General features: G+C 70.4%; 15 protein-coding genes. 4 read left to right on the forward strand and 11 right to left on the reverse strand.

Translation table 11 applies throughout. From position 1 onward, the window contains the following. Positions 1-223: 223 nt before the first annotated feature. The 5 genes from ACFO6S_RS15815 to ACFO6S_RS15835 form a co-directional block, all read right to left on the reverse strand. Positions 224-325 carry a 30S ribosomal protein bS22 gene (locus ACFO6S_RS15815; protein ID WP_003402602.1) on the reverse strand — a complete coding sequence of 34 codons (102 nt, stop codon included), beginning with the start codon at positions 323-325 and terminating at the stop codon, positions 224-226. A 185-nt stretch (positions 326-510) separates the two neighbouring features. Continuing rightward, entirely contained in the window at positions 511-744 is a 234-nt protein-coding gene (locus ACFO6S_RS15820; RefSeq protein WP_378418720.1) for a helix-turn-helix domain-containing protein, read from the reverse strand. 215 nt (positions 745-959) lie between these two features. Continuing rightward, positions 960-1,799, reverse strand: coding sequence for a pyrroline-5-carboxylate reductase (proC, locus tag ACFO6S_RS15825; RefSeq protein WP_378418540.1), 840 nt, complete (start codon positions 1,797-1,799; stop codon positions 960-962). 52 nt (positions 1,800-1,851) lie between these two features. After that, complete coding sequence (locus tag ACFO6S_RS15830; RefSeq protein ID WP_378418541.1) at positions 1,852-2,712, reverse strand: thioesterase family protein; 861 nt, start codon at positions 2,710-2,712, stop codon at positions 1,852-1,854. A 79-nt stretch (positions 2,713-2,791) separates the two neighbouring features. Further along, positions 2,792-3,436 (reverse strand): MerR family transcriptional regulator, encoded by a 645-nt coding sequence (locus tag ACFO6S_RS15835; RefSeq protein WP_378418543.1) that lies wholly within the window; start codon positions 3,434-3,436, stop codon positions 2,792-2,794. Between the two features lie 141 nt (positions 3,437-3,577). Here ACFO6S_RS15835 and ACFO6S_RS15840 point away from each other — a divergent pair, with 141 nt between their 5' ends. Continuing rightward, the gene (locus ACFO6S_RS15840) at positions 3,578-3,994 is read left to right on the forward strand and encodes a hypothetical protein (RefSeq protein ID WP_378418545.1); all 417 of its coding nucleotides are present in this window, start codon (positions 3,578-3,580) and stop codon (positions 3,992-3,994) included. 29 nt (positions 3,995-4,023) lie between these two features. Here ACFO6S_RS15840 and ACFO6S_RS15845 read toward each other — a convergent pair whose 3' ends face one another. From ACFO6S_RS15845 to ACFO6S_RS15855, 3 genes are read right to left on the reverse strand one after another with little or no spacing between them, the layout of a single operon-like run. Then, the gene (locus ACFO6S_RS15845; protein WP_378418547.1) at positions 4,024-4,902 is read right to left on the reverse strand and encodes a sugar phosphate isomerase/epimerase family protein; all 879 of its coding nucleotides are present in this window, start codon (positions 4,900-4,902) and stop codon (positions 4,024-4,026) included. 12 nt (positions 4,903-4,914) lie between these two features. Then, positions 4,915-6,153 (reverse strand): hypothetical protein, encoded by a 1,239-nt coding sequence (locus tag ACFO6S_RS15850; RefSeq protein WP_378418549.1) that lies wholly within the window; start codon positions 6,151-6,153, stop codon positions 4,915-4,917. Beyond that, positions 6,150-7,100, reverse strand: coding sequence for a Ppx/GppA family phosphatase (locus ACFO6S_RS15855; protein ID WP_378418551.1), 951 nt, complete (start codon positions 7,098-7,100; stop codon positions 6,150-6,152). Before ACFO6S_RS15855 ends, ACFO6S_RS15850 begins: the two co-directional genes overlap by 4 nt. A 66-nt stretch (positions 7,101-7,166) precedes the next feature. Here ACFO6S_RS15855 and ACFO6S_RS15860 point away from each other — a divergent pair, with 66 nt between their 5' ends. Beyond that, entirely contained in the window at positions 7,167-7,952 is a 786-nt protein-coding gene (locus ACFO6S_RS15860; protein ID WP_378418722.1) for a DUF3109 family protein, read from the forward strand. Between the two features lie 81 nt (positions 7,953-8,033). On the opposite strand, the gene ACFO6S_RS15865 is transcribed toward ACFO6S_RS15860, so the two are convergent. The 3 genes from ACFO6S_RS15865 to ACFO6S_RS15875 form a co-directional block, all read right to left on the reverse strand. Continuing rightward, positions 8,034-8,723 carry a response regulator gene (locus tag ACFO6S_RS15865; protein ID WP_378418553.1) on the reverse strand — a complete coding sequence of 230 codons (690 nt, stop codon included), beginning with the start codon at positions 8,721-8,723 and terminating at the stop codon, positions 8,034-8,036. Beyond that, positions 8,720-9,997 carry a sensor histidine kinase gene (locus ACFO6S_RS15870; RefSeq protein WP_378418555.1) on the reverse strand — a complete coding sequence of 426 codons (1,278 nt, stop codon included), beginning with the start codon at positions 9,995-9,997 and terminating at the stop codon, positions 8,720-8,722. Before ACFO6S_RS15870 ends, ACFO6S_RS15865 begins: the two co-directional genes overlap by 4 nt. Positions 9,998-10,156: 159 nt before the next feature. Further along, positions 10,157-10,912 carry a phosphoglyceromutase gene (locus ACFO6S_RS15875; protein ID WP_378418724.1) on the reverse strand — a complete coding sequence of 252 codons (756 nt, stop codon included), beginning with the start codon at positions 10,910-10,912 and terminating at the stop codon, positions 10,157-10,159. Positions 10,913-11,124: 212 nt separating this feature from the next. Here ACFO6S_RS15875 and ACFO6S_RS15880 point away from each other — a divergent pair, with 212 nt between their 5' ends. Then, positions 11,125-11,739 (forward strand): TetR/AcrR family transcriptional regulator, encoded by a 615-nt coding sequence (locus ACFO6S_RS15880; RefSeq protein WP_378418557.1) that lies wholly within the window; start codon positions 11,125-11,127, stop codon positions 11,737-11,739. A gap of 51 nt (positions 11,740-11,790) precedes the next feature. Continuing rightward, positions 11,791-13,473 carry a 3-oxosteroid 1-dehydrogenase gene (gene kstD / locus ACFO6S_RS15885; RefSeq protein WP_378418559.1) on the forward strand — a complete coding sequence of 561 codons (1,683 nt, stop codon included), beginning with the start codon at positions 11,791-11,793 and terminating at the stop codon, positions 13,471-13,473. The last annotated feature ends 9 nt before the right edge of the window (positions 13,474-13,482 follow it).

Consider the following 13,482-nt stretch of genomic DNA (forward strand, 5'->3'; position numbering starts at 1 on the left):
GGCGCGCCGCGAAGTCCAGTGAATACGGCGATTGCGGACGATTGCGACAATCGTGGCGCCCGGCGACGGACCGCGAGCGACCCGGCCGGCACCTGCATCCTCGACGGCGGCGCCTCCCGACACCGTGCCACGGATACAGCGATGCCCGCCACCTGTCGGTGACGGGCATCGTCGGGGCGCGAGGCCCACACGCCTGTGGCGTGCCTGCAGCTCGTTTCGGAGCTTACTTACCGAGCTTCCTACGCTGCACGCGCGTCCTACGAAGCAGCTTGCGGTGCTTCTTCTTCGACATACGCTTGCGTCGCTTCTTGATAACTGAACCCATGGCGGGTGTCCCTCACGTTCTTCTCTAGCGTTCCTGCGCACGCCGGTTACGTACGCGTGCGTTACGAATCTGGCGCTGTAGCCACTATCCACTAGCCCAGCGCCTGACGACACCGGCTGGCACGACGATTACTCATCGTACCGGTGCCGCCTGCTCCGCCGAAACCGAGCGTGGTTGTCGAGACTTCAGCCCGCGTCGAAGTACGACGTTTGCAGGTAGTCGTGCACTGCCTTCGCATGTACTCGAAACGAGCGACCGACCCGAACCGCAGGCAGTTCGCCGCTGTGCACCAACCTATACACCGTCATTTTCGAAACCCGCATCAGGGTCGCCACCTCTGCGACCGTGAGAAACTGCGTTCCTCCGAGCACCGGCTGAATCTCGCCGTCCGATCCCTTCGACTTACTTGTAGACACCATCGAGTTGTATACCTCCGGCACGTACCGCGCCGCCGGCTTCCCCTCCGGCGGTACAGACACGCACGTGCTACCTGGAGTTTACCGGGACGGATGGTGTTAATGCGACGGGTGTGAGCGAAACGGGGCACAATTCCCGGACTCGACGCACCCGGACCTGCCGTTTCCCGGCCCGCCACACTCCGACCCGCCGGGGGCACAATTCCCGGCGCCGCGGCCTACTCGGCCGAGATGCCGAGGGTCTTCTCGGCCGGGGCGCCCATCGTCGCGGACCTCGCCTTCGCCGCCGAGAGCGCGTCGTAGAACGCGGTCCTCAGGCCTCCGCGCTCGAGTTCACGCACCGCGGCGGCGGTGGTGCCGCCGGGCGAGGTGACGGCCGCCCGCAGCTCGGTCGCGGACTCGCCGGACTCCGCCAGCATGGCCGCGGAGCCGATCATGGTCTGCACGACCAGGTCGGCGGCCGTCGTGCGGGCGAGTCCGAGGCTCACGCCCGCGTCGATCATCGCCTCCGCGACCAGGAAGAAGTACGCCGGACCGGAGCCCGAGACCGCGGTGACCGCGTCGAGCTGCGACTCCGTCACGGTGACCACCTTGCCCACCGCGCCCAGCAGCTCGTGCACCGTCTCGAGATGCTCGGCCTTCGCGAACCGGCCGGCGGCGATCGCGCTGACGCCCTCGCCCACCAGCATCGGGGTGTTCGGCATGACCCGGACCACCGGGAACCCCGCGGGCAGCTTGTTCTCGTAGCGCGTGGTCGGCAGCCCGGCCGCCAGCGTCACCAGCAGCTGCTCACGGTCGCCGTCGAGGTCGACGGCGGCCAGCTCGGCCACCACGCCGTCCACGTCACCGGGCTTGACCGCGATGACCACCACGTCGGCGCCCTCGCACGCGTCCGCGACCGTCGTCACCCGAATGCCGAACCGCTCCGAGAGCTCCTCGGCGCGGGCCGGGAACGACTCCGCGATCACCAGGTCCCGAGCCGCGCGTCCCGACTTCAACAGCCCCGAGATCAGCGCCTCGCCGATCCGGCCGCCACCGATCACTGCAATTCTCGTCATGGCTCTCAGCCTGCCAGCCCGACCCCGCACCCCCGAACGCAGGTCCGTCCGTTCAGCCCTTCGGGATCATCGCGAGCTGGCGGCTCTGCACGACGACCTCGCCGGACTCGTCCAGCACCACGTGGTCCTCCTCGAACCAGGTGTCGCCGAGGACGGTCGCGCTGGCCATCACCCGCAGCCACCCGGGCGCCGGGCGCCGACGCACGTAAGTGGTGAGCTGGACCGTCGGCGCCCACCCGAACATGCCGCGGTTCATCGTGACCGGCGCGCTGAGGTCGCCGGTCATCAGCGCGAAGAGCAGCGCGACGTCGGGATCGGCCTCGTCCTCGGCGAACGGCCTGACCCACATCCGGTTGACGGGGTCGCCCTGCTCACCGGCGAGGAATCGCGCGGCGGTCGGGTCCACCCTCAGGTCGCAACCCTTGGCGACGTGCACGATCTGGCCCATCGGGTGATCGGGGGTGATGAGCACCGCGTCGGCGGGCGGCGTCGCGGGCAGCGCGGCGAGCGCCAGCGGCTCCTGGTGCCGCGGCGCGCCGATGTCCGGAACGCCGAGGGTCACGGCGGTCGAGACCGCGAGCCTGCCCCCCTGGAAGAGGTCGACGTCGACCAGGCAGACCTGCCGGCCCCGCTTGCGGACGGTGGTCACCAGCCGGACCTCGCCCGGGTCGGGGGCACTGACGTAGCTGGCGCTGACCGAGACCGGCGCCATGGCACCGGCGTCGCCGCCCGATCCGAGGATCGCGTCGCGGGCCGCGGCCGCGCACACGGCCATCAGGGTGCCGCCGTGCACCTTCGGACCGATGGTCCAGATCGGATCGATCGTGGCGGCGAAGCTGCCGTCACCGAGGTCGGTGAGCTCGGCCAGATCCGCGAACGGTCGGGTCGAGGTGAGGGAAGGGGGCGTGCTCATGGTGTGTCCTCTCGGAGGGGCGGCGTGCTCGCCGGGGGTGCTGGGTGTGCGACGGCGGCCGCGGGATCGGGTGGCGCGGTCAGGCGTCCGGTGCCGGCCGGTCACCCGGCTCGGGCAGCGTCCGGGACGCGATGTCCTGGTGGGCGAGGCGGCGCAGCGCGGCGAGCACAGGCTCGTAGACCGCGGTGCCGAGCACCGCGTACTCGACGGCCGCCTCCGTGGACCCGACCGGCAGGTGCGCGATGTCGAACTCCGCGATCGCCTGGATGTGCCTGCCGTAGGTGTCGAGCCGGTCGACGGTCATCGGGAGGCCGATGTCCTCCACCGCCTTCAGCGCCCGCTCGAGCTGGCCGACCGCCGGAAAGGCGGGCTCGTAGACCTGCCCCAGCCGTTCGAGCACCCGGCGCGCGCGCGGATGGTCGGCTTCCGGGCAGTCGTCGCGGCCGTCCAGGTAGGGCGGCAGGTTGGCCACCGCGCGCCCCAGCGTGTCGTAGAGCCGGTCGACGGGCTCGTCGGTCAGGCGGACGATCGCGCGGATCCTGGGGATCGGCAGCCCCGCCCCCGCCAGCGCCTTGATCAGCGCCAGACGACGCAGGTGTTGCGGACCGTAGCTGGACTGGGTCGCGCTGGTGGGCTCGCCCGGCATCAGGATGCCCTCGCGCAGGTAGTACTTGATGGTCGCCAGCGGAAGCCCCGACCGCTCGACGAGCTCGGAGACGCGCATCGGCCCTCCCTGGTTGACGGATCGACTCGACTGACGGATCGGCCCCGTTGACGAGAAGACTGGATACTTCTACTATCCAATCAATTGGATAGTAGGACTATCCATCCGGTTCCGAGAATACCCGAACCCCAGGAGACCGCTGTGGACCCCATCCTCACGATCGTTGTCGGCGTCACCCTCCTCACCGTCGTCGGCATCGCGTTCGGGGGCACGTTCATGCTCCGGATCGTCGGCGGGAAGCAGGGCGCCAACGCCCTGCAGAAGACGATGTTCCGCGCCGGGCACGCGCACGCCGGGGTCCTGGTGACCCTCGGACTGGTGGTCGCGCTCCTCACCGAGTCCGCGGGCGTCTCGCCGGGATGGTCGGCCGCCGGTTCTATCCTCGTGCTCTCGTCGGCGATCTTCGTGCCGCTCGGGTTCTTCGTGTCCGTGCTCGGCGCGGATCCGCAACGCCCGAACGCCTGGATCCGATCGGTGTGGATCGGGTTCGGGGCACTCGTCGCCGGGTTGGTCGTGGCCGGGATCGCAGTGATCAGCGCGGGCGTCGGCGCGCTCTGACCGCCGCCGTCAGGACCGCGTGACGGCCGTCAGGACCGCGTGCCTGCCGTCAGGTGCTCGCGGGCGAAGGCCAGCGACTGCGCGAGCATCGACGACCGCTCCGCGCGGGTCCGCGCGTTCTGGGTGTTGACCTCGAGCACCGCCTGCCCGTCGAAGCCGCTCTCGGCCAGGTGCCGGCAGACCTGCGCGCACGGCTGGCTGCCGTGGCCGGGGATCAGGTGCTCGTCCGCCGACGCACCACGCCCGTCCGCCAGGTGCAGGTGCTTGAGACCGCCGCCCATCCGTCGCGCCAGTTCCAGCGCGTCCATTCCCGCGGTGGCGGTGTGCGAGAGGTCCAGCGTGTAGTGGGCGTGACCGACGTCGGTCGGGTCGTAGGACGGGGCGAACACCGAGACCCCGCGCCCCGGGCCGCCGCGCTTCTCGAGGCGCTGGGCCGATGCGGCCTTGGTGCCCCAGAAGCTGTCGGCCCGCATCGGGAACATGTTCTCAACCGCGACGACCACGTCGCTGCGTTCCTCGAGGTCGGCCACCTGGTCCGCGAAGCCGTCCGCGTAGCGCCGCTGCCAGCGGAACGGCGGGTGCACCACCACCGTCCGGGCGCCGAGCGACTCCGCCGCCCGCACCGACCGCTCCAGCTTGACGACCGGGTCCGCGCCCCACACCCGCTGCGAGATCAGCAGGCACGGCGCGTGGATCGCCTGGACCGGAACCGCGTACTCACGGACCAGCCGCTTGACCGCGTTCATGTCCTGGCTGACGGACTCCGCCCACACCATCAACTCGACGCCGTCGTAGCCGAGTTCGGCGGCGAACTCGAACGCCGCCTCGGTGTTCTGCGGGTAGACAGACGCCGTCGACAGTCCCACCAGGATCCGGCTGCCACCGGACCGCGCACCGTCTGTCGCCATGTCTACCCCCGCTCAACTAGTGCTGAGTACGAATGCCAACGGTCCGATCGTCACGAACACCCCGACGACGATCGCGATCAACAGGCTCACCATGTCGTCGGTCTGACGCAGGATCCGGACCACCGCGACGAGGCCGGCGATCACCAGCACCGCGAGCACCAGCGCCACCCACGGCAGCATCTCCCACAGCGTCTCGAAGCCCTTGAACAGCAGGCCGCCTGCCACGATCGCCACCACGGCCTGCCCGATCAGCACCGCCCACTGTCGAGCCGGGCTGCCCGCCGCGCCGTCGTCGGTCGTCGCGTCCTCCGCCGCCGAACTGTCGGCCGCGTCGCTGTCGGCGTCGGACCTGCGTCGCCGCGACCGCGGCGGGGTGTCGGTGACCCGGGGCACCTCGCCCGTCGTGTGGACCTGTGCGCGCGCCTCGTCGAGCGACTCCTCGCGGACACTGCGCACGACCTGGGTCTGTCCGGTCGAGTCGTCCTGGGGCGCGGCCCCGGACAGCAGCGCGGGCTCGGAACCCGAGTACGGCCGGAAGGCACCGGCCGAACGCGCCGTGTCCGGGTCCGACTTGCCCGCCGCCGCAGACGCCCGCGCCTTGGTCGACCGGGGCTTGCCGATGCTGGACTTGCGCGCGTCGGCCTGGGCCAGGATCGCCTTGTCGATCGCCGGGATCATCTGGGTGTGCTCTTCGCCCGCAGGCGCCGCGGCCGCAGCCGGTTCGGCCGCGGCGGGGGCGGACACGGTCCGCATCTGTGGGGCGGACGCGGGATCCGCCTCCGCCTTCGCGGTCGTCACCGACACCGCGACCGACGGGGTCACCGACGAGGGCACCTCCGGAATCGTCACCGACGGCGCGAGGACCGGGGTTGCCGGAGTCACCGACGGCACCTCCGGAATCGTCAACGACGACGGCACCTCCGGGATCGTCACCGACGGCGCGACCGACGGGGTCACCTCCGGGATCGTCAACGACGGCGCGACCGACGGGGTCACCGACGAGGGCACCTCCGGGATGGTCATGAACGCCGGCAGCTCCGGACTCGGGTCCGGCGCCTCGACCTTCGGGGCAGGCTCGGGTTCCGGGGCTCGGTCGCGGACCACCGGGATCTCGCCGGTCAGTTCGGCGACGCTGATGCCGCCCGGCACCCCGCGTCGGCGTCGACCGCCCCGGGACTCGACCTGCTGACCGTTGCGGGCCAGCAGTTCCGCGACGGAAACCTGCCCCGTGTTCGCGCCACCCTCGCTCATCGTGTCACCACCAGTTCGCCGCCCATCTCAGTGTCAAGTTTGCGCAGAATCAGTCCCTCGCGCAGCGCCCACGGACAAATCTCCAACTCGTCCACCGACAGAGCTCGCATGCTCGCCTCCGCAATCAGCGCGCCGGCCACGATCTGTTGGGACCGGTCGGCGCTCACACCCTCGAGTTCCGCGCGGTCCGCCGTCGTCATCCTCGAGATGAACGCAATCAGCTGACGAAGACCGCTCGCAGTCAGTGTCCTACGTGCACGCGGGCCCGCGGCGGAAGGCGCGGCACCGGTGAGTCGGGCGAGCGACCGGAAGGTCTTCGAGGTGCCGACGATGCGATCCGGTGCCCCCGCGGCGCGCAGCGCCTTGGCCGGCTCGGCCAACTCCGCGTCCAGCCAGTCCCGCAGCACGGCGATCCGACGCTTGCCGGGCGGGTCGGCCTGCAGCCAGTCCCTGGTCAACCTGCCCGCGCCCAACTGCAACGAGTACGCCACGTCCGGGTCCTCGTCGTTGCCCGCGGTGAGCTCGAGCGAACCGCCGCCGATGTCCAGGTTCAGGATGCGGCCGGCGCTCCAGCCGTACCAGCGGCGGACCGCGAGGAAGGTGAGCCGGGCCTCGTCGACGCCGGAGAGCACCTCCAGCCCCACACCCGTCTCTTCCCGGACCCGGGCCAGCACGGCCTCCGAGTTGTTGGCGTCCCGCACCGCCGAGGTGGCGAACGCCATCAGCTCGCCGCACCCGGAGGTGGCGGCGATGCTGGCGAAGTCGCCGACCGCGGCGACCAGCCGATCCGCACCGGCGACGGTGATGTCGCCGTGCTCGTCGGTGTTCTCCGCGAGCCGCAGCGTGGACTTTGTTGAGCTCATCGGTGTGGGATGGGCGCCCCTGTGGGCATCCACCACGAGCAGATGAACTGTGTTGCTTCCGACGTCGAGCACCCCTAAACGCACGTCACCACGGTACTGGGTCTACCGTCGGGCACTGTGACAGCAGGCAATACCGGGCCCACGGACAAGATGGTGCCGACCCCCGAAGTGGACCTCGACTTCCCCCGCGAGTGGATCGAATTTGTCGACCCCTCGAACCCCGAGCACGTCGTCGTCGCCGACCTGACCTGGCTGCTTTCCCGTTGGACCTGCGTGTTCGGCACTCCCGCCTGCCAGGGCACGGTGGCCGACCGCCCGGACGACGGCTGCTGCTCGCACGGCGCCTTCCTCTCCGACGCCGAGGATCGGGACAAGCTCGACGAGTCGGTGAAATTGCTCACCGCGCAGGACTGGCAGTTCATGGACAAGGGGCTCGGCAAGAAGGGCTACGTCGAGGAGGACGACCTCGAGGACGAGCCCGCCCTGCGGACCCGGCGGTACAAGGGCGCCTGCATCTTCCTCAACCGGCCCGGTTTCGAGGGCGGCATCGGCTGCGCGCTGCACTCGATGGCGCTGCGCAAGGGCATCGAGCCGCTCGAGGTCAAGCCCGACGTGTGCTGGCAGCTGCCGATCCGGCGCACCCAGGAGTGGGTGGACCGGCCGAACGGCGAGCAGGTCCTCAAGACCACGATCACCGAGTACGACCGTCGCGGCTGGGGCGAGGGCGGCGAGGAGCTGAGCTGGTACTGCTCCGGTTCGCCGGACGCCCACGTCGGCGCGAAGCCGGTGTGGCAGTCCTACGCCCCGGAACTGACCGAACTGCTGGGCGCCGAGGCGTACCAGGAACTGGCGACCCACTGCCGCCGCCGGGCCGGGCTCGGGCTGATCGCGGTGCACCCCGCGACCACCGCGGCCCGCGAGGCCCGCGGCCGCTAGTCGGCGACGCGCCGGGCCCGTCCCGGACTCCGCCGACCGGAGTTCGGGACGGGCCCGGCGCCGCGTCTGTACCGGTCGCGCTCAGCCCTCGAGCTTGTACCCCAGGCCTCGGACGGTGACCAGGTGCGCGGGCTTCGCCGGGTCGGCCTCGATCTTCGAGCGAAGCCTCTTGACGTGCACGTCGAGGGTCTTGGTGTCCCCGACGTAGTCCGCACCCCAGACCCGGTCGATCAGCTGACCGCGGGTGAGCACCCGACCGGAGTTGCGCAGCAGGTACTCGAGCAGGTCGAACTCCTTGAGCGGCAACTGGACCACATCGCCGTTGACCAGCACGGTGTGCCGGTCCACGTCCATCCGCACCGGCCCGGCCGCGAGCACGTCGTCGGCCGAGTCCCCGTCGACCTCGCTGTCGACGCCGCGGCGCAGGACCGCGCGGATCCGGGCGATCAGCTCACGCGCCGAGTACGGCTTGGTGACGTAGTCGTCGGCCCCCAGTTCCAGCCCGACCACCTTGTCGATCTCGCTGTCTCGGGCGGTCACCATGATCACCGGCACCCCCGACCGGGCCCGCAACTGCTTGCACACGTCGGTGCCGCTCATCCCCGGCAGCATCACGTCGAGCAGCACGATGTCGGCGCCGGCCCGGTCGAACTCGGCCAGCGCGGACGGGCCGTCGCCTGCGATCGTCACCTCAAAGCCTTCCTTGCGGAGCAGGAACGCCAGGGGGTCGGCCAGCGACTCCTCGTCCTCCACGATCAGCACATTCGTCATCGGTTGGCCTCCAGGTTCGTCGCGGCTCGCGGCCGCGTTGCGTGGTCAGTCGATTCGGTCTTGTCCGGTGCAGCGGTGGGTTCGGGGGTGACGGTCCGGGCCGGGGCCTCGCCGTCGACGAGCAGCTCGTCGTCGACGTCGGCCTCCTGGTGCCCGGGCACGAACAGGGTGAAGGTGGAACCGGTGCCCGGCTTGCTCCACAGCGTGATCGAGCCGTTGTGGTTGGCCGCGACGTGCTTGGCGATCGCCAGCCCCAGCCCGGTGCCGCCCGTCGCGCGGGCCCGCGCCTTGTCCACCCGGAAGAAGCGTTCGAAGACCCGCTCCTGGTCGGCCTTGTCGATGCCGATGCCGCGGTCGGTGACGGCGATGGCCACCTGATCGCCGCGGCGGCTGCGGCTGACCGAGACCGGCGAACCCGCCGGCGAGTACGCGATCGCGTTCTCCACGAGGTTCGACAGCGCGGTGACCAGAAGGGTGCGGTCGCCGAGCATCTCGAGCCCGCTCGGCCGATCCGCGGTCACCGTGATGCCGGCCGCCTCCGCCGTCACCCGCGAGCGGCGCAGCGCCTCCTCGATCAGCTCGTCGACGTCGACGACCTCGAGGTCGGGCAGCTTCTCCGCACCCTGCAGGCGGGAGAGCGCGATCAGCTCGCTGACCATGTTGCCGAGGCGCTTCGACTCACCCAGCACCCGCTCGCCGAAGTGCCGGACCGACTCCGGGTCGTCGGCGGACTCGAGCAGCGCCTCGGCCAACAGGCCCATCGCACCGACCGGGGTCTTGAGTTCGTGGCTGACGTTGGCGACGAAGTCGCGGCGGGTGGCCTCCATCCGGACCTGCTCGGAGTCGTCGTCGGCGAACAGCACGACGAAGCGGCGGTCCTCCTCGCTGAGCAGTCGCGCCACCCCCCGGACCGCGATCCGGTTGCGTCCCCGGCCCGGGCTGTTCAGGCTCAGGTCGATCTCGACGGTCTCGCCGGTGTCGAGGACCCGCGCGGCGGCCACCCAGGCCCGCTGGTCGACCATCCGGTTGCGGACCAGTCCGAGCTCCTCGGCGCGGGGATTGAACAGGACCACGTCCTGGAAACTGTCGACGACCGCGATCCCGGAGTGCGAGGCGAGCACGATCAGGTCGAGCACCTGGGACATGGTCAGGCCGGCCCGCTGCGCCTCGCGTCGGGCGTAGCGGCGTCGCAGCCGCGGGATCAGCACCGCGCCCACGAGGTAGCCGGCCAGCGCGGCGACCACGGCCAACGACACGGCCTGAACGATGTTCACAATTGAATCGTACGGTTCGACGAACCCCTACCGAAGGCGGGTTCGGGCATTTCTCTGCACGTCACGGGGGCGCCGAACCCCGTTTCCCTGTCGTTCACCCGACGTTCGCCCGGGCCCCGCGCGGTGTCTGCGAGGGCCCGGGACCGGAACATCGTGTTGCTACTTCGCGCCCTGGTTGGCGACGGCCGCGGCACCGGCGGCGGCGGCCGCGGGGTCGAGGTAGGTGCCGCCCCTGTTGATCGGCTTCAGGTTCTCGTCGAGGTCGTAGCGCAGCGGGATCCCGGTGGGGATGTTCACGCCGGCGATGTCCTCGTCGGAGATGCCGTCGAGGTGCTTGACCAGCGCGCGCAGCGAGTTGCCGTGTGCGGTGACGAGGACGGTCTTGCCTGCCTTCAGGTCCTGGGAGATGGTGTCCTCCCAGTACGGGATGAGCCGCTTGACCACGTCGAGCAGGCACTCGGTCAGCGGGACCTCGCCGATGTCGGCGTACTGCGGGTCGGTGTCCTGGCTGTACTCGCTGCCCGCCTCGATGGCAGGCGGCGGGGTGTCGTAGCTGCGACGCCAGAGCATGAACTGGTCGTCGCCGTACTCGGCCTTGGTCTGGGCCTTGTTCTTGCCTTGCAGGGCGCCGTAGTGCCGCTCGTTCAGACGCCAGTCGCGCACGACCGGGATCCAGTGCCGGTCGGCGGCGTCGAGGGCCAGGTTGGCGGTGTTGATCGCGCGGCGCAGCAGCGAGGTGTACAGCACGTCGGGCAGCAGGTCGTGCTCCTTGAGGAGCTCGCCCGCCCGCTTGCCCTCCCCGATGCCCTTGTCGGTGAGGTGGACGTCCACCCAGCCGGTGAACAGGTTCAGCGCATTCCATTCGCTCTCGCCGTGGCGGAGCAGCACAAGGGTTCCGGTACTCATGCGGTCAATCCTGACACGCCCGCCGACGCCCCTGCGACGAGCGTCGGCCAGAGCCGACCTGACGCACTGTCCGAACCGCCGACCAGAGTCTGCGGACCGAAGGTGACATTAACTCGAATATTGACAGTGACTATCAAGCATGGAGATACTCTCACTAAATCGTGTGGAGAGATCGCGGCGCATCCGTCGTCGCAGACCCACACCATCGGGAGGAGCCCGGGATGTCCCTTCGCGAACGGCAACGACGTCAGGTCCGCGCGGACATTCAGCGCGCCGCCTTCACCCTGTTCGCCCGCGACGGCTACGACGCGGTGACGACGGAGCAGATCGCGGACGCCGCGGGCATCTCGCCGAGCACGTACTTCCGGCACGTGCGCAGCAAGGACGACCTGCTGCTGGATCCGGTGCGCGAGGGCGGCGCGGGCATCGTCGCGCTGGTCGAGGAGCGGCCGGTGTCGGAACCGGCCGACGTGGCGCTCGCGCGGGCGATCCTCGAGCGTTCCACCACGCTCGCGGCCACCGAGACCGAGCAGTGGCGCACCGCGTTCTGCACCGCGCCGCACCTGATGGACCGCGTCGCGCTGATCACGCCGGAACACCGGTCCAGGCTGATCGAACTCGTCGCGCTACGCATGGCGTGTGATCCCGACACCGACAGCAACCCGGGGCTGCTGGTGCACCTGATGCTCGCCGCCGCCGAGTTCGGCTACCGGCAGTGGCTGCGCGGCTCGCAGAACCGGGGTGGCTCGCTCCCCGTCTGCGTCGAAGGCGCCGTCAGCGCGGTCCTCCACGACCGCTGGCGCGCCCACACGGCCGAGCCGAAATACCGAGACTGACCGACCGCACGACACCAGTCGACGACCGAGAACAACACGGAGGTTCGAGAAGTGACACAGCACCCCAGCGGATCCGACGAGACCGTCGATCTGGTCGTGGTCGGATCCGGCGCCGCCGGGATGGCAGCCGCCATCACCGCCGCCAGGAACGGCCTGACCGCCGTCATCGTCGAGAAGTCGCAGTACTGGGGCGGGTCGTCCGCCCGCTCCGGCGGAGGGGTGTGGATCCCCGGGAACTCGGTGCTGCGGCGGCAAGCGCCCGCTGACGACATCGAGGCCGCGAGAACCTATCTCACCAGCATCGTCGGCGAGGACGCCGATGCCGAACGGATCGACGCCTACATCGACCGCGGCCCCGAGGCCCTGGACTTCCTGATCGAGAACTCGCCGTTGAAGCTGGAGTGGGTGAAGGGTTACTCGGACTACTTCCCGGAGGCTCCCGGGGGGCGGGCGACCGGACGATCGGTCGAGCCGCTGCCGTTCGACGCCCGCGCGCTGGGAGACGACCTCTCGACCCTGCACCCGTCCTACACGAAGGCCCCGCTCGGCGTGGTCGTCAAGCAGTCCGACTACCGGTGGCTGAGCACCGGTCTGCGGACCTGGCGCGGCCCGGTCCGAATGCTGCGGGTCGGCGCACGGACCATGGCCGGCAAGGTCCGCGGCAAGAAGCTGATCGGACTGGGCTCCGCGCTGATGGCCGAGCTGATGCTCGGCGTGCGCGCCGCCGGGGTCCCGGTCCGGCTGGGCACCGCGATGACCGACCTGGTCACCGAGGGCGACCGGGTGGTCGGTGTGGTCCTCGAAAGTGGCGGAACCCGAACCACCCTCCGCGCCCGCCGCGGCGTGGTGCTGGCCTGCGGCGGATTCGAGAGCAACCCCGAGATGCGGCAGAAGTACCAGCGCGAGCCGGTCTCGGCGTCGTGGACCCTCGGCGCCCCGACCAACACCGGCGACGGGATCACCGCAGCACAGCGCGTCGGGGCCACCGTCTCCTACATGGACGACGCCTGGTGGGCTCCGTCCATCCCCCTGCCCAAGGGCCCGTGGTTCGCCCTCGCCGAACGCTCGCTGCCCCGCAGCGTGATGGTCAACGACCGCGGGGTCCGCTTCATGAACGAGTCGCTCCCGTACGTCGAGGCGACCCACCGCATGCTCGGCGGCCCGCACGGGCAGGGCGAGGGCCCTGCCGAGAACGTCCCCGCGTGGCTGATCTTCGACCAGACCTACCGCGACCGCTACCTGTTCGCCGGTGTCACCGCCCGCCGGCCGCTCCCCCGTTCCTGGATGCGATCCGGGGCCATCACGTCCGCCGGGACAGTCGCCGAACTCGCCGAGCGGATCGGCGTTCCGGCCGACTCCCTCACCGCCACCGTCGAACGGTTCAACGCGCACGCGCGCGCCGGCACCGACCCCGACTTTCACCGTGGCGAGAGCAGGTACGAGCACTACTACGGGGACATCTCGAACAAGCCCAACCCCAGCCTCGGCGAACTCACCAAGGCGCCGTTCTATGCCGCGCAGATGGTTCCCGGCGACCTCGGCACCAAGGGCGGAGTCGACACCGACAGCACGGGTCGGGCGTTGCGTGCGGACGGCACCGTCATCGCCGGTCTGTACGCCGCGGGCAACACCAGCTCACCGGTCATGGGCCACACCTACGCCGGCCCCGGAGCGACCATCGGTCCCGCGATCGTCTACGGATATCTCGCCGCCCTCGACGCCGCGGCGCACTAGACGCCGGGC

This window comes from Rhodococcus kronopolitis (assembly GCF_042654025.1).
GTDB lineage: Bacteria > Actinomycetota > Actinomycetes > Mycobacteriales > Mycobacteriaceae > Rhodococcus_G > Rhodococcus_G kronopolitis.